Source organism: Rhizobium sp. CECT 9324, assembly GCF_918741265.1.
In the GTDB taxonomy this organism is placed as follows: Bacteria; Pseudomonadota; Alphaproteobacteria; order Rhizobiales; family Rhizobiaceae; genus Allorhizobium.
The window spans coordinates 3151486-3175932 of the sequence record NZ_CAKKMZ010000001.1 but is presented as its reverse complement, the minus strand read 5'-3'; the positions used below and the strand labels follow the sequence as shown (position 1 = coordinate 3175932).

The following is a 24447-nucleotide window of genomic DNA, read 5'->3' as shown; positions in this document are numbered from 1 at the left end:
TGTCGCAGGATTGCGAAGAGGATAATTTGACCGTGAGCGAACACGAGACCAATGCACAACATGCGGCCGAACCTACGCGCCGTGACTTTCTCTACATGGTGACCGGTATGGCCGGCGCAGTTGGCGTTGCCGCTGTCGCATGGCCGTTCATTGATCAGATGCGCCCGGACGCCTCCACTCTTGCGCTCGCTTCGATCGAAGTCGATGTGGCGGCGCTCGAGCCCGGCATGTCGCTGACGGTGAAATGGCGCGGCAAGCCGGTGTTCATCCGCAATCGCACCGCCAAGGAAGTCGAGGAAGCCAACCAGGTTGCTCTTGCCGACCTCAAGGACCCGATTGCCCGTAACGCCAATGTCGATGCTGCCGCTGACGCGACGGACCTTGCTCGCTCTGCAGGCGAAGGCAAGGAGAACTGGATCGTCATGATCGGTTCCTGCACCCACCTCGGTTGCGTTCCGCTTGGCCAGGCCGGGGACTTCGGCGGATGGTTCTGTCCCTGCCACGGCTCGCACTACGATACCGCGGGTCGTATCCGGAAAGGTCCGGCGCCGATGAATCTGGCAATTCCGACTTTCGGATTTGTGTCCGATTCTGTGATCAAGATCGGTTGAGGGGATAATTAAACATGAGTGGTCCTTCCAGTTACCAGCCGACGACCGGCGTCGAAAAATGGATTGATGCGCGCCTTCCGTTGCCGCGCATGGTCTATGACAGCTTCGTCGCCTATCCGGTTCCCCGCAACCTGAACTACGCCTACACCTTCGGTGCCATGCTGGCCGTCATGCTGGTGGTACAGATTCTGACCGGTGTTGTGCTCGCGATGCACTACTCGGCGCATGTTTCGGTGGCATTCGATTCGGTTGAAAAGATCATGCGCGACGTCAACCATGGTTGGCTGCTGCGCTACATGCATGCCAACGGCGCGTCGTTCTTCTTCATCGCCGTTTACCTGCACATTGCCCGTGGTCTCTACTACGGGTCCTACAAGGCGCCCCGCGAAATCCTCTGGATCCTCGGCGTGGTGATCTTCCTCCTCATGATGGCGACCGCCTTCATGGGTTACGTGCTTCCCTGGGGCCAGATGTCCTTCTGGGGTGCTACCGTCATCACCGGCTTCTTCACCGCGTTTCCGGGCGTCGGCGAGTGGATCCAGCAGTTCCTGCTCGGTGGCTTTGCCGTCGACAATCCGACGCTGAACCGCTTCTTCGCGCTGCACTACCTGCTGCCGTTCATGATCGTCGGCGTTGTCATCCTGCATATCTGGGCTCTGCACGTCACTGGCCAGACAAACCCGACCGGCGTCGAAGTCAAGTCGAAGACGGACACCGTGCCGTTCACGCCTTACGCCACGCTCAAGGATGCTTTCGGCATCTCGGTCTTCCTGATCGTCTACGCCTGGTTCGTCTTCTACATGCCGAACTTCCTCGGCCATCCGGACAACTACATCCCGGCCGACGCGCTGAAGACCCCGGCTCACATCGTTCCGGAATGGTACTTCCTGCCGTTCTACGCGATGCTGCGCGCGATCACCTTCAATGTCGGTCCGATCGACTCCAAGCTCGGTGGCGTTCTGGTGATGTTCGGCGCGATCATCGTGCTGTTCTTCCTGCCCTGGCTCGACACGTCCAAGGTTCGCTCTGCGGTCTATCGTCCCTGGTACAAGCTGTTCTTCTGGCTGTTTGTGGTCAATTCGATCATCCTCGGCTGGCTCGGCGCCATGCCGGCAGAAGGCATCTATGTCGTCCTGTCGCAGGCCGGAACTGCTTATTACTTCGGTTTCTTCCTCGTGATCATGCCGCTCCTCGGTCTGTTCGAGACGCCACGGCGTATCCCGAACTCGATCACCGAGGCGGTTCTCGAAAAGAGCGGCAAGTCCGCCGCCGCCCAAGCCTGAGCACGTGAGAGGAACAGAACAATGAAGAAGCTTTTCACGAGCATCGCGCTGATTGCTGCCATGGCCGGATTTTCCGGCCTGGCTTCCGCAGCGGAAGAGGGCGATCTCGCCCATCAGGTCGAGCACGCGGCAAAGGTCGGTCACTACCCGATCCTCAAGCCGGAGCAGATCGACTGGTCTTTTGCCGGTCCGTTCGGCAAGTATGACAAGGGGCAGCTCCAGCGCGGTCTCAAGATTTACACCGAAGTCTGTGCCGCCTGCCATTCGATGAACCTGGTCTCCTTCCGCACACTGGAGGATCTGGGCTATTCGGAAGAACAGGTGAAAGCCTTCGCGGCGAACTATGAAGTGCAGGACGGTCCGAACGCCGACGGTGAAATGTTCACCCGCAAGGCGGTGCCGTCGGATCATTTCCCATCGCCGTTCCCGAACCATGAAGCGGCTGCTGCTGCCAACAACGGTGCAGCGCCGCCGGACTTCTCGCTGATCGCCAAGGCGCGCGGCGTGACCCGCGGCTTCCCGACATTCGTTTTCGATATCTTCACGCAGTATCAACAGGGTGGCCCGGATTACATTCATGCCCTGTTGACCGGCTATCAGGAGCCACCGGAAGGGATTGTCGTTGCCGAAGGCACGCATTTCAACCCGCATTTCATTGCCGGCCAGTCGCTTGCCATGGCGCCACCGCTCAGCGATGGTCAGGTGACCTATGACGACGGTGCACCGCAGACGCTGGACCAGTATTCCCAGGACGTTGCCGCATTCCTGATGTGGGCTGCCGAACCGCATCTGGAAGACCGCAAGCGGATGGGCTTCATGGTGATGATCTTCCTCGCGATCTTCACTGCGCTGATCTACCTGACGAAGAAGTCGGTCTATTCCAACAAGGAACACTGATCGTCTGTTGTCGATCATTCGGAAAGGCGGCCTCCGGGTCGCCTTTTTTCGTTGGGGACGGCATTCACAAGTAAGCGTTCCATTTACCACAGGTCCTTCGAAACATCAGCTTTTCCATCGCCACGGGGCTGGAGATGCGGTATGCGAAGGGCCAGTTTGCCGCCAAAATCTTCCACAGGTCACGGATACCCATGAGCTCGCCAGTCCAGAATTTCCTCGTCGATTCCATCCGCTCGATTCCCGACTATCCGAAGCCGGGCATCATCTTCCGCGACATTACGACCCTATTGGGCAATGCCCGAGCGTTTCGTCGTGCCGTCGATGAGCTGGTGCAGCCCTATGTCGGGTTGAAGATAGACAAGATTGCCGGCATGGAAGCGCGCGGCTTCATCCTGGGCGGTGCCGTGGCGCATCAGTTGTCAGCCGGCTTCGTGCCGATCCGCAAGAAGGGCAAGCTGCCGCACGAGACGGTCAGCATCGCCTATAGCCTCGAATACGGCGTCGACGAAATGGAAATCCATCTCGATGCGATCCAGCCCGGTGAGAAAGTCATCCTGGTCGATGACTTGATCGCGACCGGAGGTACGGCCGTTGGCGCGGTCCAGTTGCTGCGCCAGATCGGCGCCGATGTCGTCTCGGCCTGTTTCGTCATCGACCTGCCGGATCTCGGCGGGCGCCAGAAGCTCGAAGCGCTCGGCGTCGAAGTCCGGACACTGGTCGAATTTTCCGGTCACTGACAAGGCGGATGATCAGGTCAGGCGGTGGCAATACCCCCACCTGCGCGCCGCTGAGCTTGCTCAGGCGGTCAGTGCCTTTGCGATGTCTGCCTCGATCTCTTCCGGTGCTGTGCGCGGCGAAAAACGGGCAATCGGTTTGCCGTCGCGGCCGATCAGGAACTTGGCAAAGTTCCAGGCGATCTCGTTGCCCTGTTCCTCGCCCGGCGTCTCTGCCTTCAGATAGGCAAAGAGCGGATCGGCGCTTGCGCCGTTCACCTCGACCTTGGAAAAGAGCGGGAATGTGACGGCAAAGCTCGTCTCACAGAAAAGGGCGATGTCCTTTTCCGTTCCCGGCTCCTGGCCGCCGAACTGATTGCAGGGAAAACCGAGCACGACGAGGTCACCCTTGAAGGTCTGGTGAATTTTTTCAGGCCGCTGTATTGCGGGGTGAGCCCGCAGGCGCTCGCCGTGTTGACGATCAGCATTAGCTTGCCGGCATAGTCCGACAGTCTGCGGTCCCTGCCTTCGATGTCGCGGGCGGTGAACTGGTAAATGTTCATGCGGGCTTATCCTCTGGTGCTGGAAACTCGATGATATTGCTGTTGAAGCGCAGGACGGGTTCGGCATTCTGATTGAGGCCTTCGCACAGGGCCGTGATGACCATGTAGCCTTTTGAACCTGGCATGCGGCGGGTATCGATCGGCGTCATAAAATAGGTGATCCTGTCGCCGGCGTAGACAGGTTTCAACCACTGCAGTTCAGAAAAACCAGGCGAGGGGCCGAGCCTTGGAGCGTCGGTCCCGGTGGCGTTCAACCGTGTCGCCTCCGCATCCCAGAAGGCGACGAAATTCTTCATCCAGCCGGCGCAGGTATGCCAGCCCGAGGCGCAGAGGCCGCCAAAGACATACGACTTCGCCGCTTCGGCATCGATATGGAAGGGCTGCGGATCGAATGTGCTGGCGAAACGGATGATGTCTTCGGCGGTGAAGGTCATAGAGCCGAGCTCGATGCGGGTGCCGGCGGGGTGGAGGTCGAGCATCTTCATGCGGAGATACCCACAGTCTGGCGCAGCCGCATCATGATCGAGTTGCGGGCCGAGAGGACCAGTTGGCCGCGCTGGTTGGTCAGTTCGTGCTGAAAGGTCACGATGCCCAAATGGGGACGCGAGCGCATCAGCCGGGATGCTTCCACAGTGGAATGGCCGGCCAGCGTGTCGCCGGCCAGCACCGGCTTCCGCCATTGCATCAGGTCGATGCCGGGGGCACCTTCTGACGCCGAGCGGAGAACATAGGTGTCGATCATCATGCGCATGAAGATACTGCTGGTGTGCCAGCCCGAGGCGGACAGTCCGCCAAGAATGCTGTCTCGACCGGCTTCCTCCGACAGATGCATCGGCTGGGGATCGAACTCACTGGCGAATTCGATGATCTCTTCGGCGGATATGGTCTTCGGAAGGAAATCAAATCGCCGGCCGGGGGTGAAATCCTCGTAGTGAAGCTTGTCTGTGTCGCTCATCTCATTCTCGCTTTCACCGGCAGTCTGCGCAAGATGGGATTATGTTCAAGTCTGAACTTGTTTTCTGCGCATAAAAAAAGCGCCTCGTTGAAGGCGCTTTCTTGCTTGCCTCAGGTGTTGAAGCGGAAGTGGATCACGTCACCGTCCTGGACGACATATTCCTTGCCTTCGTCGCGGCCCTTGCCAGCTTCCTTGGCGCCGACTTCACCCTTGAAGTTGATGTAGTCGTCATAAGCGATGGTAAAGGCGCGGATGAAGCCGCGCTCGAAGTCGGTATGAATGACACCGGCGGCGGCCGGGGCCTTGGTGCCGCGCACGATGGTCCAGGCGCGGGTTTCCTTCGGGCCGACAGTGAAATAGGTGATCAGGTCGAGCAGGTGGTAGCCGGCGCGGATCAGGCGGTCGAGGCCTGCTTCTTCGAGGCCGAGCGCCGAGAGGAATTCTTTCGATTCCTCGTCCGGCAGCTGGGCAACTTCGGATTCGATCGCAGCCGAGATGATGACGCATTCGGCGCCTTGCGCCTTCGCCATTTCGGCGACAGCCTTGGTATGCGCATTGCCGTCGACGGCATCGCTTTCCGCGACGTTGCAGACGTAGAGTACCGGATGCGAGGTCAGAAGGTTCAGGCCTTTCAGAACTTCGATCTCGTCGGCAGCCAGGGTCTTCAGCAGGATTCGCGCAGGTTTGCCGTCGTTGAGAAGCTTGATGACCTCTTCCATGACCGGCAGCTGGGCGAGCGAATCCTTGTCCTTGGAGGCTGCGCGCTTGCGGGTCTGCTCGACGCGGCGCTCAAGGCTCTCAAGGTCGGCAAGCATCAGCTCGGTCTCGATCGTGTCTGCATCGCCGACCGGATTGATCTTGCCCTCGACATGGGTGATGTCATCATCCTCGAAGCAGCGCAGGACGTGCACGACCGCATCGACTTCACGGATATTGGCGAGGAACTTGTTGCCGAGGCCTTCACCCTTCGATGCGCCGCGCACCAGACCGGCGATATCGACGAAGGAGATGCGGGTCGGGATGATTTCCTTCGAGCCTGCGATTGCCGCCAGCTTCTGCATGCGCGGATCCGGCACGGCCACTTCGCCGGTATTCGGCTCGATGGTGCAGAAGGGATAGTTTGCAGCCTGGGCTGCAGCCGTCCTGGTCAGCGCGTTGAAGAGAGTGGACTTGCCGACATTCGGCAGTCCGACGATACCGCATTTGAAGCCCATGGGTTCATTCCGTCACGTAGTGGGATTTGTTGCCTTGCCTATGGGGGAAGGGGCGCGCCGGGTCAAGGGTTTCGGCTGATATTGCGCCGCGCGCAAAGGTCAGGCAGGATAAGTTGCAGCCGTGGGGGATGAGGAACGTCTGTTGTTGAATGGCCGGATAAGTCATTCATGCCGAAATGATCGACGACGGAAAGAGCCTTATGCCGAATAAAGACGTCTCCCTGAAGCCGAAATTGCAGTCCAAGCCGAAGCTGGAGCAGCCCAAGCTCTACAAGGTAATCCTGCTCAATGACGATTACACACCGCGCGAATTTGTCACTGTCGTGCTGAAAGCGGTGTTCCGCATGAGCGAGGAAGCCGGCAATCGCGTGATGATGACGGCGCACAAATTCGGGTCTGCCGTGGTTGTCGTTTGCACGCGCGATATCGCCGAAACGAAAGCGAAGGAAGCGACGGATCTGGCCAAAGAGGCAGGATTTCCGCTGATGTTCACCACTGAACCGGAAGAGTGAGCCGCCTGTCTCGGTTGGCTTCGGCTTCGTTTCATGCCACGCGGGCCCTCCGTATCTCGATCTTTCGACACATTGCCACAACTACCAAAACTGATGAAGGTCGTTGACCAGCAATTCCAGGTCGTGTGTCTGCCCGTTGCGTGAAGATAAAATATTGCTAATGTAAGTTATTCGATAGCCGCGGTGCCTGCAGCGAGGGGAGCGTTGTAGTGCTTTGTCGAGGCCGCGTTCATGCATGGAGGGGGCTCATGCGTTCTAAACTGCTTGCCGAATTCCTGGGTACGTTCTGGCTGGTGTTCGGGGGCTGCGGCAGCGCCGTACTGGCCGCCGCGTTTCCGGAGGTCGGGATTGGCCTTCTGGGCGTGTCTCTGGCTTTTGGCCTCACCGTCTTGACCATGGCCTATGCGGTTGGCGGTATTTCCGGCGGACATTTCAATCCCGCGGTCTCGGTCGGGCTCACTGTAGCCGGGCGGTTCAACAAAGGTGATCTCGCGCCGTATGTGGCGGCACAGATTCTGGGTGCTGCCGCTGCGGCGCTGGTGCTCTACATCGTTGCCACCGGCAAGGCGGGTGGCGACATCGGCGGCTTTGCCGCAAACGGTTACGGCGAACATTCTCCGGGTGGATATTCCCTCATCTCGGCGCTAGTGATCGAGGTGGTGCTGACCGCCTTCTTCCTGGTCATCATTCTCGGCTCCACCGGTGCCAAGGCACCCGCCGGGTTCGCGCCAATCGCCATCGGCCTCGGCCTGACGCTGATCCACCTGATCTCGATCCCGGTGACCAATACTTCGGTCAATCCCGCGCGCTCGACCAGTCAGGCGCTCTTTGTCGGGGGCTGGGCGTTGCAGCAGCTCTGGTTGTTCTGGGTGGCCCCCATTGTCGGTGCGGTGATCGGGGCCTTGCTCTGGAGAGGATTGTCCGACGAGCGGAAGTAATTGCCAGCGTTTTGGCGGCTACCGCCTGCTGTCCTGCAGTTAGACTGCGGAGGGGCATCGATCGCACCCGCCGTGCTCAGTCTTCCTTCTTGCCGAACATGCGTTTCAGCATGTCGGCCATCGGGCCGGTTTCGGGCAGTTTCTTCGGCTGGTTGAAATTTCTCGCCTGGTGGATATGAGACTTGCCGGCTTTCGACGCCTTGGGTTGCTGGGCGGCCGGTTTCTCGTCGTCCGCCTTGCCGCCGGTTGCCAGCGCAAGCTTGTTCATCAACTGCGAATCCTCGCCCTTGACCAGCATGTCGGCATTGTCGGCCAGCGCCTCAAGCAGCGGGTCGAGCCATTCCGCATCCGATTTGGCGAAGTCGCCGAGCACATAGCCATGGACGCGCGACTTGTCGCCCGGATGGCCGATGCCGAGGCGCAGGCGGCGATAGGCGAGGCCGCAATGGGCGTCGAGCGACTTGATGCCGTTGTGGCCGCCATGGCCGCCTCCGGTCTTGATCCGCGCCTTGCCGGGCACCAGGTCAAGTTCGTCGTAAATGGCGACGATATTTTCCGGCCCGAGTTTGTAGAAGCGCATGGCCTCGCCGACGCTTTCACCAGAAAGGTTCATGAAAGTCTGCGGTTTGATCAGCAGGACTTTTTCGGAGCCGAGGGTCCCCTCGGCGATCAGGGCCTTAAACTTCTTCGACCAGGGCGAGAAGGAATGGCGCCGATGGATCTCGTCCACGGCCATGAAACCGATGTTGTGACGATTGCGCTCATATTGAGAGCCCGGGTTTCCGAGCCCAGCAAGGATCATCATGGCTTGCGTCCGTTCCTGCCGTTCTGGTCATTGATCGCGCCGCTTATGGCACGATCTTTCACCACAGCGAAACGCGCCGAATGTCAAGGCGTGGTGGCGAGCCCGCTCGCGTTCGCGTCGAGCAGACCATAGTTGCCGAGGATCTTTGCCTGCCGGCCATCGGCGATCATTGCATCAAGCGCGCCCTGCATTTTGGCCAGAAGTTCGGCGGGGAAAGTCGGGTTGCAGGCAATCGAGAACTTTTGCTCGGTGAAGACGAATTTGACTTCCAGAGGCTCACCCTCCTTCACCAGTTGCACGTAGTGCTGTTCGTCGATCGGCATCAGGTCGAGACGCCCGCTTTCCAGCTTCTTCAGCGTCAGCTTGAGGTCGGTGGCGAGGTCTATCTTCTCAAAACCGGCGTTTTCAAGCAGCGTCTGGGTATAGTCGTTGCGTTGCGTGCCGACCGTGTAGGACTTGGCCTCGTCGGTGTTCTTCACATCCAGCACCGATCCCTTGCGGGCGACCATCAGATTGCGGCCGACGGCCAGTGGCTCGACCCATTTGAACAGCGTATCGCGTTCGGGGATATGGGCGGTGGTCAGGACGCAGTGCATGGCTTCGGTCTGGGCCAGCGCAATCGCACGGGCCCACGGCATCATTTCGACGGAGTAGGGGACCTTCAGTTCCTCCATGATGACGATCAACTGGTCGTAGCCCGCGCCCTTGATGTCATTGCCCTCGCGGAAATTATAGGGCGGATAGTCTTCGGTGGTGAAGTAGACTGTGTCAGCGGCGGCAACCGGGGCCGCCGCAAGTGAAAGCAATATGCCGAGAACTTTCATTGCGGTATGCCTCTCTTCCTGGTGTTCCTAGCCTGCCGCATTTTCGCGCAGGCGGTTCAACTTGATGGCGGTTTCAATCAGGCTGTCGACCGGTTGCGGCCGGGCAAAGAAATAGCCCTGACCAAAATCGACGCCAAAGTCGTTCAGCAGCTGGCGCTGTTCTTCGGTCTCGACGCCTTCTGCCACAACGCTGCATTCCATCTTGTGCGAGATGGCGGTAATGCCCTCGACCAGCATGCGGCTCTTGTTGCGCAACTCCGGTTCGGCCTCGGAGAGCGAACGGATGAAGGACTGGTCGATCTTGACGATGTCGACCGGGAAGCGGTTGAGATAGCTCAGCGACGAATAGCCGGTGCCGAAGTCATCCAGTGCTATCCGATAACCGAAGCGGTTGAAGTCATCGAGGATGGTGCGGATTTGCGGATTGTCGTGCAGCAGCGTTGCTTCGGTGATCTCGATGACGATGCGTTCGGGCGCGACGCCATGTCTCGTCGTCAAGGTGGCCAATCTGACGGGCAATGATGGTTCGAACTGCAAAGGCGAGAAGTTGATCGCCAGATAGGCGGTATGGTCATCCTTTGCCGTGCTCAGGCGCACGAGGTTCTCCAGCGCTTTTTCCAAGACCCTGCCGCCGACCTTGCCGATGGCGCCGATCTCCTCGGCAATGCGGATGATCTCGATCGGCGGAACGATACCGCGCTCAGGATGCACGAGCCGCATCAAGGCTTCGTAGCCGATAACCTTGCCAGTTTCGATCTGGACGATCGGCTGGAAAAAGGCATCGAACCAGTCATTGTTCAATCCCTGCTCGATGTCGCGTTCGATCTCCGCGCGCTGACGGGTGTCGTCCTGGATCAGCGGATTGTAGAGTTGCGCGCCATTCTTGCCATCGCGTTTCTTGCTGTACATGGCCATATCGGATTTTTGCAGCAGTTCGGCGGCATTCTCGGCGTGGCGCGGGTAGAGGGCTATACCGACACTGGCACTCAGGCGGGCGGTGGCACCGTCGATATCGATTGGTTCGACAAAAATATCGCATAGCTGCCGGCTCAACGTCATGGCGACAGCCTCGGCGTCCGGTGCGCGCAACAGGATGGCAAATTCGTCGCCGCCCAGACGGGCTGCCGTTGCGCCGTTCGGCAGATGTGCCTTCATCCGCTCGACGAAATGGCACAGCACGGTATCACCGGCCTGGTGGCCGAGATTGTCGTTGATCCACTTGAACCGATCGAGGTCGACAAAAATGCAGGCAAGCTCATGATGCGCTGCGTCCGTCAGCCGTATTTCGTCGTCGAGTGCGGCTTCAAAACCCTTGCGGTTGCGCAGGCCCGTCAGGTGATCGGTGATGGCCTGGCGGTGATTGCGTTCCTCGGATTGTTTCAGGGCCGTCACGTCGGTCATGACGCTGAGCGACAGGCCTTCGTCTCCGTCGTAGGCTGCACGATTGGCTTCGGCGATCAGGACGTCCATCACTGTCCCGTCGGCGCAGACGAACCGTGTGGTGGCTTCGAGAACGCCGACGATCGCCTTGGTGTTTTTGCGCTCCAGGTAGTTTTCCCAAGCGTCCAGCGGCACGAGTTCGGAAAAATGCCTACCGACGACCGATTGACGCTCATAGCCCGTTGCCAAAAGCCAGTAATCGCTAACGCCGGTAATGCGGTCCTGCTCGTCGAGGGAGAAGAGCATGGCGGGGGTCAGGTTGTAGATTTCGGTGGTGCGCTGATGGGCGAGCTTCAGTTCGCGTTCTTCCTGTTCGAGCTTGATCTGCATTGCATTGAAGCTACGGGCCAGGCGACCGATCTCATCATTCGATTGCCAGTCGACGTGATGGCGTGAGCCGAGCCGGCGTGTTGCCTCAATCGCGGCGGTCAATTTGAGCAGCGGTTTCATCACCATCACGCGGTTGCCGATGACTGCAGCGCCAACAACGCCGACGACGGCCAGCATGAAAATGCCGATCAGCATCACCTCTGCCTGACGCAGAGAGGAGAACATGTCGATCCGGCTATAATATATGGTGATCGTGCCGACGAGTTTCGGCCCCTCGATGGCGTTGTAGAAAATTTCGCGGGTGATCGAGCTCAGGCCGTTCTTCGGCCATTTGGGCAAAGCCGGCATGGAAACATTGATGCCGTTCGACAGATCGCGGACATGAACACGACTGACGGTACTGCTGGAGATGATGGTGGCTGTGATCTGTTCGACACTCTCGCGGTCGAAATCCCACATCGGCTTGGCCAATGCCTGGGCATTGGCGGCAATCAACACTTCCAGGTTTTGCTGCAGTTCACCGGAAGCGCGGTCCGTGGTCAATGACAGGAACAGGGCAAAGAGCGGAACGACAAGGATGAAGATCGTGATGGCAACAATCGCCAGGAATCGACTCTCGACCGATCGCGTCATCGGCTGCTTTCCAGTGTGTGCCGGTGACAATGCGACATGTTTCTCGGGAGGCTCCCTTTTTGGCGAGAATACGGCTGTCACGCTTTCACGAAACAGTTAACTCAAGCTGAAGCTGCAACCCGCATTTCTTTCAGTTTTATGACTAAAAGACCCGTGAAACGAAAAAACCCACCCTGTTTCCAAGGTGGGTTCTTCTCCAACCGAAATTTCGGTTTGATCAGGCTTCTGCTTCGGCTTCTTCTTCAACGCCACCAGCCGGTGCAACCAGGGTTGCAATGGTGAAGTCGCGGTCGGCGATGACCGGAGTCACGCCTGCCGGCAGTTTGACGGCCGAGATGTGAATGCTGTCGCCGATCTTGGCGCCGGAAAGATCAACCGTGATGAATTCCGGGATGTTGTCGGCCGGGCAATGCAGTTCAACTTCGTGACGAACGATGTTGAGGACTGCGCCGATCTTGACGGCAGACTTTTCTTCGTTGACGAAATGCACAGGAACCTGAACCGAAACCTGGCTGTTGGCCGAGATGCGGAGGAAGTCGATGTGCATGGTGAAATCACGAACCGGATCGAGCTGGTAATCCTTCGGGAGAACCTTGATCTTTTCGCCGTTGATTTCGATAACGGCGATCGTGGTCATGAAACCGCCGGCATGAATGCGCTTGGTGACCTCGTTCGTATTGAGCGAGATCGAAATCGGGGCCTGCTTGTCACCGTAGATGACAGCCGGGATGGAACCGTTGCGGCGAAGTTCGCGGGAGGACCCCTTACCTACCCGTTCGCGTGCTACGGCCTTGAGCTCGTAAGAAGCATGGCTCATGGCTTTACCTTTCAAGTTGTCTGGAGAGCCCCGGTGGCTGCATGTGGGCAGCGGTCCAAGGCTAGAGGCGTTTGACAGCCTCATCCGCGTTGCCTCCAAGGGTGTCTACGCGGACGGGGGCGCTATAAACCAGTCGCCCCCGAATAGCAAGTTTTGTTGCATCAAAACCACCGGCTGACCAAGGGGTTTGGCGAAGATCCTGGGTTTTATCACGATTTCAGCCGGCGTAGCGATCTCGGTAACTATCTTTGCGAAGCATTTGGCAATTGACGAATGTTATTTCGTTGCCGAGCAAGATTTTTACATACGGTTTTTTGATGCTGAAATTCGTGAATTGCATTGTCGTCGATCATGATCCGGTCTCGCTGGCCGCGGCGGTCGGAATATGCGTTTGTGGTGCCCTTCTGACCATGCGGCTTTTCGGTCGGATCCGCAGCACCCGTGGGGTGGCCCGTGCCAGCTGGATCTCGCTGACCAGCGTCATTGGCGGTTGCTCGATCTGGACGACGCATTTCGTTGCCATGATGGGATACGAGGCCGGTGTCGTCACCGGTTATGAGCCGCAGCGGACATTGATGTCCCTGGTTCTGGCGGTCAGCATCACCGGCATTGGCTTTGCCATTGCCGGCCTTGCCCAGCGCAGTCTCGTCATCGAGGCGGGCGGCGCGATCGTCGGTCTCGGCATCGCGGCCATGCATTATGTCGGCATGAGCGGATACCAGGTTCAGGGACAGCTTGAATGGGACCGCAGTTATGTCGTGTTTTCGCTGCTGTGTGGTGCTGTCTTCGGCGCGATTGCAACGAACCGCGCGTCGCGGCCGCTGACCCGCTTTTGTCGCCTGGGCGGCGGTGTGGCCCTGCTTGTCGCCATTGCCTCTACGCATTTCCTCGGCATGACAGCGGTAACAGTCGTGCCTGACATCCAGGCGCAACTGCCGCACGACGTGTTGCCCGAAAGCATTCTGACCGTTGTCGTGGTTGTCGTGACCATGATGATTATGACGATCGGTGCAACGTCCTACGCCATCGACAAGCAGTCGTCGAAATCGGCTGTCGAGCGATATCGTCAACTGTCGCTTCACGATGCGCTCACCGGTTTGCCGAACCGCTCCGCCTTTATCGAGCGGCTCGGTCATATGATCGACATGCCCTCGACACGCAGCGAGCGCATCTATGTGTTCTCTTTCGATCTCGATCGTTTCAAGGAAATCAACGACGTGCATGGCCATGCGGCCGGGGATCAGGTTCTGCGCGCCGTTGGCGAGCGCATGACTGCCCGTTTGCGCGACGGCGAATTTGTCGCCCGTATCGGCGGGGACGAGTTCGTCGCAGTATCGTCGCGGCTCTACACCAAGGCGGATGCGCAGCTATTCGCCGAAAAAGTCATCCAGGATCTGGGCGCCCCGGTCGAATGGCAGGGCGAGACATTTGCGATCGGGACCAGCATCGGCGTCACCATGTATCCCGATGGGGCCGAGAGCATCGACGACCTGATGGCGCAATCCGATATCGCCATGTACCGGGCCAAGGCGATCGGCTCGAACAATGTGTGCTTCTACGACCGTTCGATGGATCTGGCCGCGCGCGAACGCAATGCACTGGCGATGGACATGCGCAGCGGCTTCCAGCGGGGCGAGTTCGAACTTTATTATCAGCGGCAGAACAACACGTCCACGGGTGAGGTCATCGGGCTGGAGGTGCTGTTGCGCTGGAACCATCCGGTGCGCGGGCTTGTGTCGCCGACCGAGTTCATTCCGATTGCCGAGCGCAGCGGCTTCATCCTCGAACTTGGCGACTGGGTTCTGCGCCAGGCCTGCCTGGCGGCGGTGCAATGGAGCAATCCGTTGAGGATCGCCGTCAATGTCGCGCCGAAGCAGCTTGCCGATATCAGACTGGCCGAGCGCGTGCGCGAAATTCTCGAGGAAACCGGGTTGCCTGCGGAGAGGCTGGAGTTGGAAATCACCGAATCCGGTATCATTGCCGACCAGCAGCATGCGCTGCAGATCATCCGCCAATTGAAGGCGATCGGCGTCAAGATCGCGATGGACGACTACGGAACCGGGTATTCGTCGCTGTCAACGCTGCAACTCTTTCCTTTCGACAAGATCAAGATCGATCGTGGCTTCATCGATGGCGTGGCCAGCAGCCGACAATCGGCAGCGATCGTGCGCTCGACGCTGATCCTTGCCTCCAGTCTCGATATCCCCGTTCTCGCCGAAGGCGTGGAAAGCGAGGCGCATGTGCGTTTCCTGCAGGCCGAGGGTTGCGAGCAGGTGCAAGGCTATTTCTATGGCCGGCCAGTGCCGCTGTCAGAGTTGCGTGACGTGATCGATCTGGTGCGCATGATCAAAGCTGACGCGTCTCCGGTATTGGAATCGGGCAAACCCGACCTTGCAGCCTGAGAGCGCAGCCGGTTGATACGGATTGTGAATTTGTCGCATATATGCGCCACCTCCTGAGGCGAATATGTTCTGTTGCTTGTGTTCTTTCGTCTCATTGAAACATGCTGCATGCAGGATCATAACTGCATCCAGCTTTGGGAGGAGCCGATGCGACAGGATATCAGCCATTCGGCACTCGTCTATTCGACCACGCAGAAAGCCTCGGCAGCGGTGACGTCGCCGGTTGCCGCCTCGTGGAGCCGTTGCCTCAATCTTTATCACCTCGCGCCGGAAGAAGCGCGCAAGCCTGCTCAGGTGGACGATCTTGCCTTCCGGGAGGCGCATCAGCGTATGGAACGGCTGATCGGCAGCTCGACGGACGAGGTGGATCGGCTCTACCATATGATCGGGCGCTCGGGTTGCTGCATCATCCTGGCCGATGCCGACGGGATTGTTGTCGACCGTCGCGGCGCGCCGGGCGATGACACGGAATTTCGCGCCCTCGGCCTCTGGCAGCAGAATGTCTGGAGCGAGGCAAGTGTCGGGACAAACGGCATCGGCACGGCGCTTGTCGACGAGCGTGCGGTGGTGATCCACCGCGACCAGCATTTCATGAGCGCCAATATCGGTCTTTCCTGCGCGACGGCGCCGATCCGCGACCACCTTGGCCGGGTCATGGCAGCGCTGGATGTCTCCACCTGCCGTAACGACGTCACCGACATGACGCTTGCCGTCTTGTCGCAGGCGGTCAAGGATGCGGCTGCCCGGGTGGAAACGAACCTCTTCCGACAGGCTTTTCCGGGCGCGCGGATCGTTGTCGTACCGCAGGCAAATTCGATATCGGCGCTGATTGCAGTCGATGGCGACGATCTGATCCTTGGCGCGACCAGAGCAGCCCGAATAGCCCTCAAGATCGATGATCAGGCGATTTCTCAGGGCATGGCGGCGGCCGATGCGCTGCGTGAGGCGCGCGGCGGCGGTGGCAGCGATCTCGACGATGCCGAGCGCGCAGCGCTCCGCCGCGTCTTGTCACGCACGCAAGGCAATGTCTCGCAGGCGGCGCAGATCCTCGGTATCAGCCGGGCGACGCTGCATCGGAAGCTGAAGCGCTTCCAGGCGCAATAGAGATTGGCAGCAGTGTCGCATTCCTGAAACAGAGTGCAGTGCGGCACGCACACGGTGGACTTCACCGCGCAGCCAATCGCGGCAATCATCCTCCGACCGGCCCGAGGAGGGGCCTGTTCACAGGGAGGATTGAGAGATGAACATTCAGGTCCAGAAAATTGCAGCGTCGCCGTTCAAGCTGAAATATGGCAACTTCATCGGCGGCGAATTTCGCGAGCCGGTCAATGGCCGCTACTTCGAAAACACCACGCCGGTCACCGGTGGCAAACTCTGCGATGTTGCTCGCTCCGACGAACACGACATCAATCTGGCGCTCGATGCGGCACACGCCGCCAAGGATAAATGGGGCCGCACGTCGTCGACCGAGCGTTCCAACATCCTGATGAAGATTGCCCAGCGGATGGAGGACAATCTCGAACTGCTCGCGCGTGCGGAGACCTGGGACAACGGCAAGCCGTTGCGCGAGACCATGGCGGCCGATATTCCGCTCGCCATCGACCACTTCCGCTACTTCGCGTCGTGCATCCGCGCCCAGGAAGGCACGATCGGCGAGGTCGATCGCGACACGATCGCCTATCACTTCCATGAGCCGCTCGGCGTCGTCGGCCAGATCATTCCGTGGAACTTCCCGATCCTGATGGCGGCCTGGAAGATGGCGCCGGCACTGGCTGCCGGAAACTGCGTCGTGCTGAAGCCCGCCGAGCAGACGCCGGCCTCGATCCTCGTCTGGATCGAACTGGTTGGAGACCTGCTGCCGCCGGGCGTGCTCAACATCGTCAATGGCTTCGGCCTCGAAGCCGGCAAGCCGCTCGCGACCAGCCCGCGGATCGCCAAGATCGCCTTTACCGGCGAGACCTCGACCGGCCGCCTGATCATGCAGTATGCCAGCCAGAACCTCATTCCTGTGACGCTGGAACTGGGCGGAAAGTCGCCGAACATCTTCTTCGAGGATGTGATGCGCGAGGATGACGACTATCTCGACAAGGCGCTTGAGGGCTTTGCGATGTTTGCGCTCAACCAGGGCGAGGTCTGCACCTGCCCGAGCCGCGCTTTGGTGCACGAGAAGATCTATGACCGGTTCATGGAAAAGGCGCTGAAGCGAGTTGCCGCAATCCGCCAGGGCGATCCGCTCGACTTGTCGACGATGATCGGTGCGCAGGCCTCTTCCGAGCAGCTTGAGAAGATCCTGTCCTATATGGATATCGGCCGGCAGGAAGGCGCCGAGGTACTGATCGGCGGCGAGCGCAACAACCTCTCGGGCGATCTGGCGGGTGGCTACTACGTCAAGCCGACGGTGTTCAAGGGCCACAACAAGATGCGGGTGTTCCAGGAAGAGATTTTTGGGCCCGTCGTGTCCGTCACGACCTTCAAGGATGATGCGGAAGCCCTCGAAATCGCCAATGACACGCTTTACGGCCTAGGATCGGGTGTCTGGAGCCGCGATGCCAATCGTTGCTACAATTTCGGCCGCAACATCCAGGCCGGTCGCGTGTGGACCAATTGCTACCATGCTTATCCGGCCCATGCGGCGTTTGGTGGCTACAAGCAGTCGGGCATCGGCCGCGAGACCCACAAGATGATGCTCGACCACTACCAGCAGACCAAGAACATGCTGGTCAGCTACAGCCCGAAGGCGCTCGGCTTCTTCTGAGTGAGCTTCCTTCTCCCCGCTTGCGGGGAGAAGGTGCCCGAAGGGCGGATGAGGGGCCGCTCGGATTTGCCCCTCGCCCTAACCCTCTCCCCGCAGGCGGGGATAGGGGACTGTGCCGGAGTTGCTCATGACCACGACCACCAATCCAGGCGAACCCCGCGTCATCGCCACAGAGGCCGCACTCGCGTTCCTCGGCGAAATCCGCAAGGACCATTCCGATGTCCTGTTTCATCAGTCCGGCGGTTGCTGCGACGGGTCTTCGCCGATGTGTTATCCGGCGAGCGACTACCGGGTCGGTGAGACCGATGTGAAGCTGGGTGAGATCGGCGGCGTGCCGTTCTATATCAGCGGCAGCCAATTCGAGGTGTGGGCGCACACGCAACTGATCATCGACGTCGTGCCGGGGCGAGGGGGCATGTTTTCCCTCGACAATGGCAGGGAGCGCCGATTTCTCACGCGGTCACGGCTGTTTTCCGGTGGCGAGGCGTGTCCGCTGCCAGCGCGCTGACCGAATTTGCCGGGGGGATTGCTCGGTCCGTCAGCGAATGCCGAAGGTTTCGCAGGCAGCGTCGATGATCGCCAGCTTGGCGGATTGCGATTCCGCGTATTCGCGGCGGAATTCCTTCGAGACCCACATGACCGAACGGCCGCGGGTGCCCTCCCAGCCGATGCTGCCGATCGCTTCGGCCTCACGCAGCTTGCGTGTGAGATGGGTGCGCGACAGGCGGAAGGTTTCGGCCATCTGCGGCACGGACTTGACCTGGGTTGCGACGCGCTCGACAGACGGGTCCGCCGGTTCGATGCCGGCCAGCAGCCAGTCCATGACAATGCCGCCATTGTTCAGCCAGGTGAACAGGGTGAATGTCTGTGGCGGCGTGCGGATTTCCGGAGATATCAGAAAATTCGCCGTGATCTCCGGGTGCAAGCGATGAAGCAATGTCGGGTTTGCCTCATAGGCCGCCTGCCGGTGCCCACCGTCCAGACGGTCGAGCGTGACGAGATGGATCCACATCCACTGGCCGACGGCAGCCGTCGTTTGCGATGCCGGCCTTACCGGTCGGTTGCGTTTGTCGGCGGTCGCCATCTGCTCGGCTATGCCATAGACCAGCATTTCCTTGATGAAGGCATCGGCGGTATTGACGCTCGATATGTTGTGGTTTTTGACCTGTTCGTAGAAGCGCGCCATAACAATGGCTGGATCTGCCGTCCCGCGGGCTGCTTCGCTGAAATAGATCGACATCGCCAGATGTGCCAGGAGCCAGCGTTGCTGCGTGCCGAATACAGCGGCAAGCTTGGGCGATACGGCATTGATTTCGAGAAGCGCTTTGGACTGATCGCGAATTGCCTCGTGCAAATCGGAATTCCGGAGCAGCATTTCGACTGTCAGAGACATGAGGGCTTGGCCAGGTGAGAGTAATTCGATGCATGCGCAGACGCAGCAATCACTCAACATGATAGCCGATCTGTTTTAATGGACTTGCGTCAAGGAATGACGTTTCGCGATATAACTAAAAAAATAAGCTAAATATTCCAGTGCAATGCGTCCAAATGCGACGCATTGCACTGTATTGCCGAATATCAGTCGAAGAGGCTGGAAACAGACTCTTCCGCGCTGGTACGGTTGATGGCTTCGCCGAGCAAGCTGGCGGTCGAGAGCACACGAATATTGTGCGCCGACTGGACAGCCGTGGTCGGCTGGATAGAATCGGTGATCACCAGTTCGCGCAGCTTGGAGGAGGCAACGCGGGTAACGGCACCGCCGGACAGGACGCCGTGGGTGATATAGGCCGTTACGCTGGTGGCGCCGTGTTTCAGTAGCGCTTCAGCGGCATTGCACAGCGTGCCACCGCTGTCGACGATGTCGTCGATCAGGATGCAATCCTTGCCGGCGACGTCGCCGATGACGTTCATGACTTCGGACTCACCCGGACGGTCACGGCGCTTGTCGACGATGGCCAGCAGACAGTCGAGGCGCTTGGCCAATGAGCGGGCGCGCACCACGCCGCCGACGTCGGGCGATACGACCATGACGTTGTTCTGGTCGTAGTGTTCCTTGATGTCGCGCGCCAAGAGCGGCACGGCATAAAGGTTGTCGGTCGGAATATCGAAGAAGCCCTGGATCTGGCCGGCATGCAGATCAAGCGTCAGGACGCGGTCTGCTCCAGCCTCGGTGATCAGGTTTGCCACGAGCTTGGCCGAGATCGGCGTACGCGGTCCCGGCTTGCGGTCCTGACGGGCGTAGCCGAAATACGGAAGCACCGCGGTAATGCGCCGAGCAGACGAACGCCGCATGGCGTCGATCATGATCAGCAGTTCCATCAGATGGTCGTTCGTCGGAAACGACGTCGATTGCACGACGAATACGTCCTCACCGCGCACGTTTTCCTGGATTTCGACGAAGATTTCCTGGTCTGCGAAACGGCGGACGCTGGCCTTGCCGAGTGGAACATTGATATAGGAGCAGATCGCTTCGGCCAGCTGCCGGTTCGAATTACCTGCGAAAACCTTCATCGTGGCCCGCCTGTTACATGCCTTGAGATGGGCGCTTTTTACCGTCCTTGCCCCTGAATGCAATAGGCTTGGCGGCGTTCACCCGCTTTTTCGTCAATTCGGGGTGAGTTAACTCTGGATAGGGTGAATAAGGCAACTTTGACGGGTTGAAATCCAAGGTCTAACCGGTCTGCGCGTTTTTCCATGCCACATATTGTGCCACGCTCTTGGTGGCGATCTGCTGCATGACGGAGGCCGGAACGGAAGCCCATGGATCCTTTGCGCCAGAAGGCAGGCTTTCCTGGCCCTGAATGCGATGAAGCCGGCCGCCGCTGGCGTCCAGAATGTCCCAGACATAGACGATCGTCACGTTGCTGCCGTCGGCAAAGGCAGAAAAATAGCCCTTCAGGATATGTTCGCTGGCCGGATCATTGGCGCTTTTGATGGTCAGGCCATGCGCGCGCGCTTCTGCGCCCAGCTGGCGCGAGAGTGGCGTTACGGCCTGAACCGGCGCGCCGATGATCGGCAGGAAGCGGATTGTGCCGCGGGCGGTCGTCGCGCCGGCTGGTGCGAGGGAAGCCTGTTGAGTCTGCTGAGCGACCGGCGCCGGCTGTTGCTGTTGTCTGGCCGCCTGTGCTTGCGGTTGCTGTGGAAAGGCTTGGCTTGTCCGATCGTTATTGTAGCCTTCTCCGTCGAGGGGCGCGGACGCTACCGGATTGTTACCCTGACTGAGGGCAGCCGCCTGGGCCTCCAGCGTATTCTGCGGAGAGCTGTGGTACTGGTAGCCGGGTTGGTCGAGAGGGGCGCTCTGGACGCCTTGGGTGGCAACCGCTCCCAGCGGTGCGGCGGATGTCTGGCCCATGTCGCCGCCGCCCTGGCCGCCATCACCGACATCGACGGGCGGCGTCAGGACTTCGGTACTGTTACAGGCGCCAAGCTGCAGGAGCAGGACGAGTATGGATGCCAGCCGTACGGAACGTCTCATCTATCGCCGATCCTTCTCCGTCACTCCTGTTTGCAAGCTTGTAGCAGCAATTTCCTGTCAATTCTCTGAACAGATGGTGATCGCTTCTCGCCTCAGCGGATGATCAGCTCGAGCGGATGGCGGGAGAGGGGGCGCGGCGCATCCTCTGTCGTCAGATAGGTGTGACCGAGCGTCATCGCCGTCTCGCGCTCGCTGTCCATGATGATCATGTGCACGAAGAGCGTCATGTCCGGCAGGATCGGCTGTACATTGCCGGCGTGAAACATCTGGTGCTCCATCCACGAGGGTGAAAAGCGGGCGCCGAGCGAATAACCGCAGGCGTTCAGGCGGTGCCGGGTCAGGCTACGGTCATCGAGGATACGGGCATGGGTGTCGAAGACATCGCCGAACGTGTTGCCCGGGCGCAGCACGCCCTCGATCGCCTTGATGGTTTCGTGGCAGGCGGCATAAAGCTCGCGGTGGCGCGTGCTGGGTTCGCCAACAATCACCGTGCGCATCATCGCGGCATGATAGTGCGCGGCGGCACCGGCCCATTCGAGGGTCAACTGGTCGGTGGCAGACAGTTTGCGGCGTCCGGCCTTGTAGCGGCACAACAGTGCATCGGCGCCGGATCCGATGATGAATTCATTGGCCGGGTAATCGCCGCCGCCGCTGAAGACCGCGCCCTGCATGGCAGCCAGAATATCGGCCTCGTCCGCGCCGGCGCCAATCAGCGGCAGTGCCGCGTCGAGCGCGTCGTCGGCGAGTTCGGCAGCTCGTATGGCAAAGGCGATCTCGGCCGGGCTCTTGGTCAGCCGCAATTCACTGACAAGGTAGGAAATATCGACGATCTCGCAGAAATTCGTCATCTGATTGTCGAGCAGACGGGCGACGCGGCCGGTCATGCCATGCGTGTCATATTCGATGCCGATGCGCGTGCCGAGCAGGTCCATGTCGCTGAGCAGGCCGCGCAGATCCGCCGTTGGATCGGCGTTGACCCGATCGACCCAAATGACAATGTTCTGGATTGTCGAGGTGTGCTTGGCCTGGCGCAGGTCGGCTGATCGCGTCAGCAGGGTCATGCTGCCATCGGCCTTGACCACGAGGGTCTGGAAGAAGCAATAGCCGAAAGTGTCGTAGCCGGTCAGCCAGTACATGCTTTCCTGGGCGAACAGCAATACCGCGTCGAGCTTCTGTTCCGCCATGCGCGCGGTCAGTCGTGACAGGCGGGTCGCATATTCGCTCTCGTTGAAGTGTAGTGCCATGTCAGTGCTCCAATATCGCGATTGCGGAAATCTGCCGTCCGTAATCCGGTTCGCCGGCATGGGTGGTGCGGCGGTAGGAATAGAACGTCTCAGGGTCGGCATAGGTACACAGGCCCAGTGTGTCTGCTTCGATGCCGGCTCTGGCGAGACGCATCAAGGTGAGGCCGGGCAGGTCAAACATGGCGTGGCCTGGTTTTGCCGAGGGAGAGAAGAAGGGGGAGAAACCGGGATCCTCGTTGGCGAAGCGTTCGACGAACTCTGGACCGACTTCGTAATTGGCGACACTGATCGATGGGCCGAGCGTGGCACGGATCGACTGGCGTCGCGCACCAAGTCCAATCATCGCTTCGATCGTGTTTTCAATCACGCCTGTCAGGGCGCCTTTCCAGCCGGCATGGGTCGCACCGATGACACGGTTTTCCGGGTCGGCAAACAGGATTGGACCGCAATCCGCGGTCAACACGCCAAGGATCACGCCCGGCGTTGCCGTTACCTGTGCATCGGCCTTCGGACGGCTGCCGTCGTAATGCGCGTCAATGGTCACCACATCCGGCGAATGGACCTGATGTGCGGTGGCGAGGCGATCCAGCGGCTGGCCAAACCATGTGCTGACCCGACGACGATTTTCCTCGACGTTTTTCGGTTCGTCATGCGATCCTAGGCCGACGTTCAAACCGCGATAGATGCCGTTCGACACACCACCGGCGCGGGTGAAGAAACCATGGCGGATACCGGAGGCCGCTGCCTGCTGAAGCCGCGCGCCGATGATGGGCTGCGGCGTCGAGGTCTCGCTCATGTTTTCGTCTCCGGCATTGATATGTCCTCCGCAGCCTGATTCTTTTTCCAGTAAATATTACTGAATTTATTGGCTTTCTTGGACTTCCCTAGGCGCTGTTTTCGACGCGATGGTGGCAATGGCAGGCTATCAAGTCAATGCTTGACCTTGAAGGGAGCGACATGCACGACCGGATTGGACACGGCCATCACCTTGAACAGTTCCCCCATATAGCCGTTGCCGGAGCCTGCCAGTCGCTTGACGGCCTCGACGATATCGTTCTGGATCTTTTCGTCCTTGCCACGACCAAGCGCGGCGGCCCGCTCTTCGATTCCGAGCCCGACGAGAAAGTCGCCCTGGTGCATGCAGCCGTTCAGATGGACGCCGGCGGAGAGCGATGTTCGGGCGAGATTCTCAAAGTCGACATGGCTGGTCAGGTCGGCGAGACCGGGATGGGCGAGTGGCGGATCATATTCATGGGCACGCACAGCCTGCAGTGTGTCGCCGAAATTGCTGACCATATGGCCATAGTCGATGACCAGAGCCGTTCCATGATGCTGCCGCAGCCGTTCGCAGATGGTCAACATTACGGATTGACGGGCGGGAGCGACCTCGTAGATGGCACCGTCGTCCGGCAGAGCAAGTTGTTGTGGCAACAGAGCCGCATCGAGCGTCGCGACGCCGGTTGTGAAGCAAAGGTCACCCTGTTTATCCAGGCCGACCATGCGCTCGCGAAATCCGGTCGGCGTCTTGACGAACTGGCGGATCGGGATCGCATCGAACAACTCATTGGCGGCAAGCAGTGTGAAGCCACCCGGCACGCCCTCGAAACTGTCGTGCCAGGACACCTTGTCGCCGTGCGATGAGAGTGTCTCCATCTGGGTCAGCTTGAGCAAGGCACTGGTTTCGACCAGATGCACGGTGGCGGTTTCATACAGGCCGGGTGCGACGCGGGCGATGACACGCAGCATGTCGGCCATCATCGTGCCGCGGCCAGGGCCGATTTCGACCAGCCGGACATCCTGGGGTTCGCCGTGGCGCTGCCAGGTGGTGATCATGAAGACGCCCAGCATTTCTCCGAAGAGCTGGCTGATTTCCGGCGCGGTGACAAAATCACCGGCGCGGCCGAAAGGATGGCGCGTGCGGTAATAGCCGTGCTCGGGATCGGCAAGGCAGAGGGCGAAATAGTCGGTGATGCTGATCGGGCCGTTGGCCAGGATCAAGGCCTTGATCTTTTCGGCAAGCGGTGTGGGCATTCGCA

The 24447-nt window shown here is 59.7% G+C and carries 23 protein-coding genes and 1 pseudogene; 10 read left to right on the top strand and 14 right to left on the bottom strand.

The genetic code is table 11. The features are described from left to right. Window positions 1-32: 32 nt before the first annotated feature. The 4 genes from petA to LQ231_RS15460 all read left to right on the top strand — a co-directional run bounded on the left by petA (window position 33) and on the right by LQ231_RS15460 (window position 3528). Window positions 33-611: a ubiquinol-cytochrome c reductase iron-sulfur subunit gene (gene petA / locus LQ231_RS15475; protein WP_230171985.1), complete on the top strand. Its 579-nt coding sequence runs from the start codon at window positions 33-35 to the stop codon at window positions 609-611. 14 nt (window positions 612-625) lie between these two features. After that, window positions 626-1894, top strand: a complete 1269-nt coding sequence (locus LQ231_RS15470) for a cytochrome b N-terminal domain-containing protein (protein WP_113141868.1) — start codon at window positions 626-628, stop codon at window positions 1892-1894. A 21-nt stretch (window positions 1895-1915) separates the two neighbouring features. Beyond that, window positions 1916-2791: a cytochrome c1 gene (locus LQ231_RS15465; RefSeq protein ID WP_113141867.1), complete on the top strand. Its 876-nt coding sequence runs from the start codon at window positions 1916-1918 to the stop codon at window positions 2789-2791. Between the two features lie 191 nt (window positions 2792-2982). Next, window positions 2983-3528, top strand: a complete 546-nt coding sequence (locus LQ231_RS15460) for an adenine phosphoribosyltransferase (protein WP_113141866.1) — start codon at window positions 2983-2985, stop codon at window positions 3526-3528. A 60-nt stretch (window positions 3529-3588) separates the two neighbouring features. Here LQ231_RS15460 and LQ231_RS15455 read toward each other — a convergent pair. The 4 genes and pseudogenes from LQ231_RS15455 to ychF all read right to left on the bottom strand — a co-directional run bounded on the left by LQ231_RS15455 (window position 3589) and on the right by ychF (window position 6236). Further along, window positions 3589-4067: pseudogene (locus tag LQ231_RS15455) on the bottom strand (glutathione peroxidase). Next, window positions 4064-4552 carry a MaoC family dehydratase gene (locus tag LQ231_RS15450; RefSeq protein WP_230171984.1) on the bottom strand — a complete coding sequence of 163 codons (489 nt, stop codon included), beginning with the start codon at window positions 4550-4552 and terminating at the stop codon, window positions 4064-4066. Before LQ231_RS15450 ends, LQ231_RS15455 begins: the two are co-directional and overlap by 4 nt. Then, window positions 4549-5022: a MaoC family dehydratase gene (locus tag LQ231_RS15445; protein WP_230171983.1), complete on the bottom strand. Its 474-nt coding sequence runs from the start codon at window positions 5020-5022 to the stop codon at window positions 4549-4551. Before LQ231_RS15445 ends, LQ231_RS15450 begins: the two co-directional genes overlap by 4 nt. A gap of 110 nt (window positions 5023-5132) precedes the next feature. Beyond that, window positions 5133-6236 (bottom strand): redox-regulated ATPase YchF, encoded by a 1104-nt coding sequence (gene ychF, locus LQ231_RS15440; RefSeq protein ID WP_113141862.1) that lies wholly within the window; start codon window positions 6234-6236, stop codon window positions 5133-5135. A gap of 200 nt (window positions 6237-6436) precedes the next feature. On the opposite strand from ychF, the gene clpS reads away from it, so the two are divergent. Beyond that, window positions 6437-6748 (top strand): ATP-dependent Clp protease adapter ClpS, encoded by a 312-nt coding sequence (gene clpS / locus LQ231_RS15435; protein WP_113141861.1) that lies wholly within the window; start codon window positions 6437-6439, stop codon window positions 6746-6748. 248 nt (window positions 6749-6996) lie between these two features. Further along, complete coding sequence (aqpZ, locus tag LQ231_RS15430; RefSeq protein ID WP_230171982.1) at window positions 6997-7686, top strand: aquaporin Z; 690 nt, start codon at window positions 6997-6999, stop codon at window positions 7684-7686. Window positions 7687-7762: 76 nt separating this feature from the next. Here the strand turns inward: aqpZ and pth are convergent, their stop codons facing one another. The 4 genes from pth to LQ231_RS15410 form a co-directional block, all read right to left on the bottom strand. After that, window positions 7763-8491: an aminoacyl-tRNA hydrolase gene (pth, locus tag LQ231_RS15425; protein ID WP_230171981.1), complete on the bottom strand. Its 729-nt coding sequence runs from the start codon at window positions 8489-8491 to the stop codon at window positions 7763-7765. 83 nt (window positions 8492-8574) lie between these two features. Further along, complete coding sequence (locus LQ231_RS15420) at window positions 8575-9315, bottom strand: transporter substrate-binding domain-containing protein (RefSeq protein WP_230171980.1); 741 nt, start codon at window positions 9313-9315, stop codon at window positions 8575-8577. A gap of 27 nt (window positions 9316-9342) precedes the next feature. Then, the gene (locus LQ231_RS15415; protein WP_230171979.1) at window positions 9343-11718 is read right to left on the bottom strand and encodes an EAL domain-containing protein; all 2376 of its coding nucleotides are present in this window, start codon (window positions 11716-11718) and stop codon (window positions 9343-9345) included. Between the two features lie 217 nt (window positions 11719-11935). After that, complete coding sequence (locus LQ231_RS15410; protein ID WP_113141856.1) at window positions 11936-12535, bottom strand: 50S ribosomal protein L25/general stress protein Ctc; 600 nt, start codon at window positions 12533-12535, stop codon at window positions 11936-11938. 317 nt (window positions 12536-12852) lie between these two features. Between LQ231_RS15410 and LQ231_RS15405 the strand changes: the two genes are divergently transcribed. The 4 genes from LQ231_RS15405 to LQ231_RS15390 all read left to right on the top strand — a co-directional run bounded on the left by LQ231_RS15405 (window position 12853) and on the right by LQ231_RS15390 (window position 18200). Then, window positions 12853-14937, top strand: a complete 2085-nt coding sequence (locus LQ231_RS15405) for a bifunctional diguanylate cyclase/phosphodiesterase (protein WP_230171978.1) — start codon at window positions 12853-12855, stop codon at window positions 14935-14937. Between the two features lie 147 nt (window positions 14938-15084). After that, window positions 15085-16041, top strand: coding sequence for a helix-turn-helix domain-containing protein (locus LQ231_RS15400; RefSeq protein ID WP_230171977.1), 957 nt, complete (start codon window positions 15085-15087; stop codon window positions 16039-16041). Window positions 16042-16183: 142 nt separating this feature from the next. Beyond that, window positions 16184-17692 (top strand): aldehyde dehydrogenase, encoded by a 1509-nt coding sequence (adh, locus tag LQ231_RS15395; protein WP_290371377.1) that lies wholly within the window; start codon window positions 16184-16186, stop codon window positions 17690-17692. A gap of 127 nt (window positions 17693-17819) precedes the next feature. Further along, window positions 17820-18200: a DUF779 domain-containing protein gene (locus tag LQ231_RS15390; RefSeq protein ID WP_230171975.1), complete on the top strand. Its 381-nt coding sequence runs from the start codon at window positions 17820-17822 to the stop codon at window positions 18198-18200. Between the two features lie 30 nt (window positions 18201-18230). Here LQ231_RS15390 and LQ231_RS15385 read toward each other — a convergent pair whose 3' ends face one another. The 6 genes from LQ231_RS15385 to LQ231_RS15360 form a co-directional block, all read right to left on the bottom strand. Next, window positions 18231-19085 (bottom strand): hypothetical protein, encoded by an 855-nt coding sequence (locus LQ231_RS15385; protein ID WP_113141855.1) that lies wholly within the window; start codon window positions 19083-19085, stop codon window positions 18231-18233. 185 nt (window positions 19086-19270) lie between these two features. Further along, window positions 19271-20203, bottom strand: coding sequence for a ribose-phosphate pyrophosphokinase (locus LQ231_RS15380; protein ID WP_007608394.1), 933 nt, complete (start codon window positions 20201-20203; stop codon window positions 19271-19273). Window positions 20204-20363: 160 nt separating this feature from the next. After that, window positions 20364-21167 carry a hypothetical protein gene (locus LQ231_RS15375; protein WP_230171974.1) on the bottom strand — a complete coding sequence of 268 codons (804 nt, stop codon included), beginning with the start codon at window positions 21165-21167 and terminating at the stop codon, window positions 20364-20366. A gap of 92 nt (window positions 21168-21259) precedes the next feature. Further along, window positions 21260-22411: a Xaa-Pro peptidase family protein gene (locus tag LQ231_RS15370; RefSeq protein WP_230171973.1), complete on the bottom strand. Its 1152-nt coding sequence runs from the start codon at window positions 22409-22411 to the stop codon at window positions 21260-21262. Between the two features lies 1 nt (window position 22412). Then, window positions 22413-23207, bottom strand: a complete 795-nt coding sequence (gene pgeF, locus LQ231_RS15365) for a peptidoglycan editing factor PgeF (RefSeq protein WP_230171972.1) — start codon at window positions 23205-23207, stop codon at window positions 22413-22415. A gap of 134 nt (window positions 23208-23341) precedes the next feature. Next, entirely contained in the window at window positions 23342-24442 is a 1101-nt protein-coding gene (locus tag LQ231_RS15360; RefSeq protein ID WP_230171971.1) for a class I SAM-dependent methyltransferase, read from the bottom strand. Window positions 24443-24447: the final 5 nt, after the last annotated feature.

Bases quoted from the DNA above. Each gene is read 5' to 3' on its own strand.
- LQ231_RS15470 (WP_113141868.1), top strand. From the start codon at position 626: ATGAGTGGTCCTTCCAGTTACCAGCCGACGACCGGCGTCGAAAAATGG.
- LQ231_RS15465 (WP_113141867.1), top strand. From the start codon at position 1,916: ATGAAGAAGCTTTTCACGAGCATCGCGCTGATTGCTGCCATGGCCGGA.
- LQ231_RS15460 (WP_113141866.1), top strand. From the start codon at position 2,983: ATGAGCTCGCCAGTCCAGAATTTCCTCGTCGATTCCATCCGCTCGATT.
- LQ231_RS15450 (WP_230171984.1), bottom strand. From the start codon at position 4,552: ATGAAGATGCTCGACCTCCACCCCGCCGGCACCCGCATCGAGCTCGGC.
- LQ231_RS15445 (WP_230171983.1), bottom strand. From the start codon at position 5,022: ATGAGCGACACAGACAAGCTTCACTACGAGGATTTCACCCCCGGCCGG.
- ychF (WP_113141862.1), bottom strand. From the start codon at position 6,236: ATGGGCTTCAAATGCGGTATCGTCGGACTGCCGAATGTCGGCAAGTCC.
- clpS (WP_113141861.1), top strand. From the start codon at position 6,437: ATGCCGAATAAAGACGTCTCCCTGAAGCCGAAATTGCAGTCCAAGCCG.
- aqpZ (WP_230171982.1), top strand. From the start codon at position 6,997: ATGCGTTCTAAACTGCTTGCCGAATTCCTGGGTACGTTCTGGCTGGTG.
- pth (WP_230171981.1), bottom strand. From the start codon at position 8,491: ATGATGATCCTTGCTGGGCTCGGAAACCCGGGCTCTCAATATGAGCGC.
- LQ231_RS15420 (WP_230171980.1), bottom strand. From the start codon at position 9,315: ATGAAAGTTCTCGGCATATTGCTTTCACTTGCGGCGGCCCCGGTTGCC.
- LQ231_RS15415 (WP_230171979.1), bottom strand. From the start codon at position 11,718: ATGACGCGATCGGTCGAGAGTCGATTCCTGGCGATTGTTGCCATCACG.
- LQ231_RS15410 (WP_113141856.1), bottom strand. From the start codon at position 12,535: ATGAGCCATGCTTCTTACGAGCTCAAGGCCGTAGCACGCGAACGGGTA.
- LQ231_RS15405 (WP_230171978.1), top strand. From the start codon at position 12,853: ATGCTGAAATTCGTGAATTGCATTGTCGTCGATCATGATCCGGTCTCG.
- LQ231_RS15400 (WP_230171977.1), top strand. From the start codon at position 15,085: ATGCGACAGGATATCAGCCATTCGGCACTCGTCTATTCGACCACGCAG.
- LQ231_RS15390 (WP_230171975.1), top strand. From the start codon at position 17,820: ATGACCACGACCACCAATCCAGGCGAACCCCGCGTCATCGCCACAGAG.
- LQ231_RS15385 (WP_113141855.1), bottom strand. From the start codon at position 19,085: ATGTCTCTGACAGTCGAAATGCTGCTCCGGAATTCCGATTTGCACGAG.
- LQ231_RS15380 (WP_007608394.1), bottom strand. From the start codon at position 20,203: ATGAAGGTTTTCGCAGGTAATTCGAACCGGCAGCTGGCCGAAGCGATC.
- LQ231_RS15375 (WP_230171974.1), bottom strand. From the start codon at position 21,167: ATGAGACGTTCCGTACGGCTGGCATCCATACTCGTCCTGCTCCTGCAG.
- LQ231_RS15370 (WP_230171973.1), bottom strand. From the start codon at position 22,411: ATGGCACTACACTTCAACGAGAGCGAATATGCGACCCGCCTGTCACGA.
- pgeF (WP_230171972.1), bottom strand. From the start codon at position 23,207: ATGAGCGAGACCTCGACGCCGCAGCCCATCATCGGCGCGCGGCTTCAG.
- LQ231_RS15360 (WP_230171971.1), bottom strand. From the start codon at position 24,442: ATGCCCACACCGCTTGCCGAAAAGATCAAGGCCTTGATCCTGGCCAAC.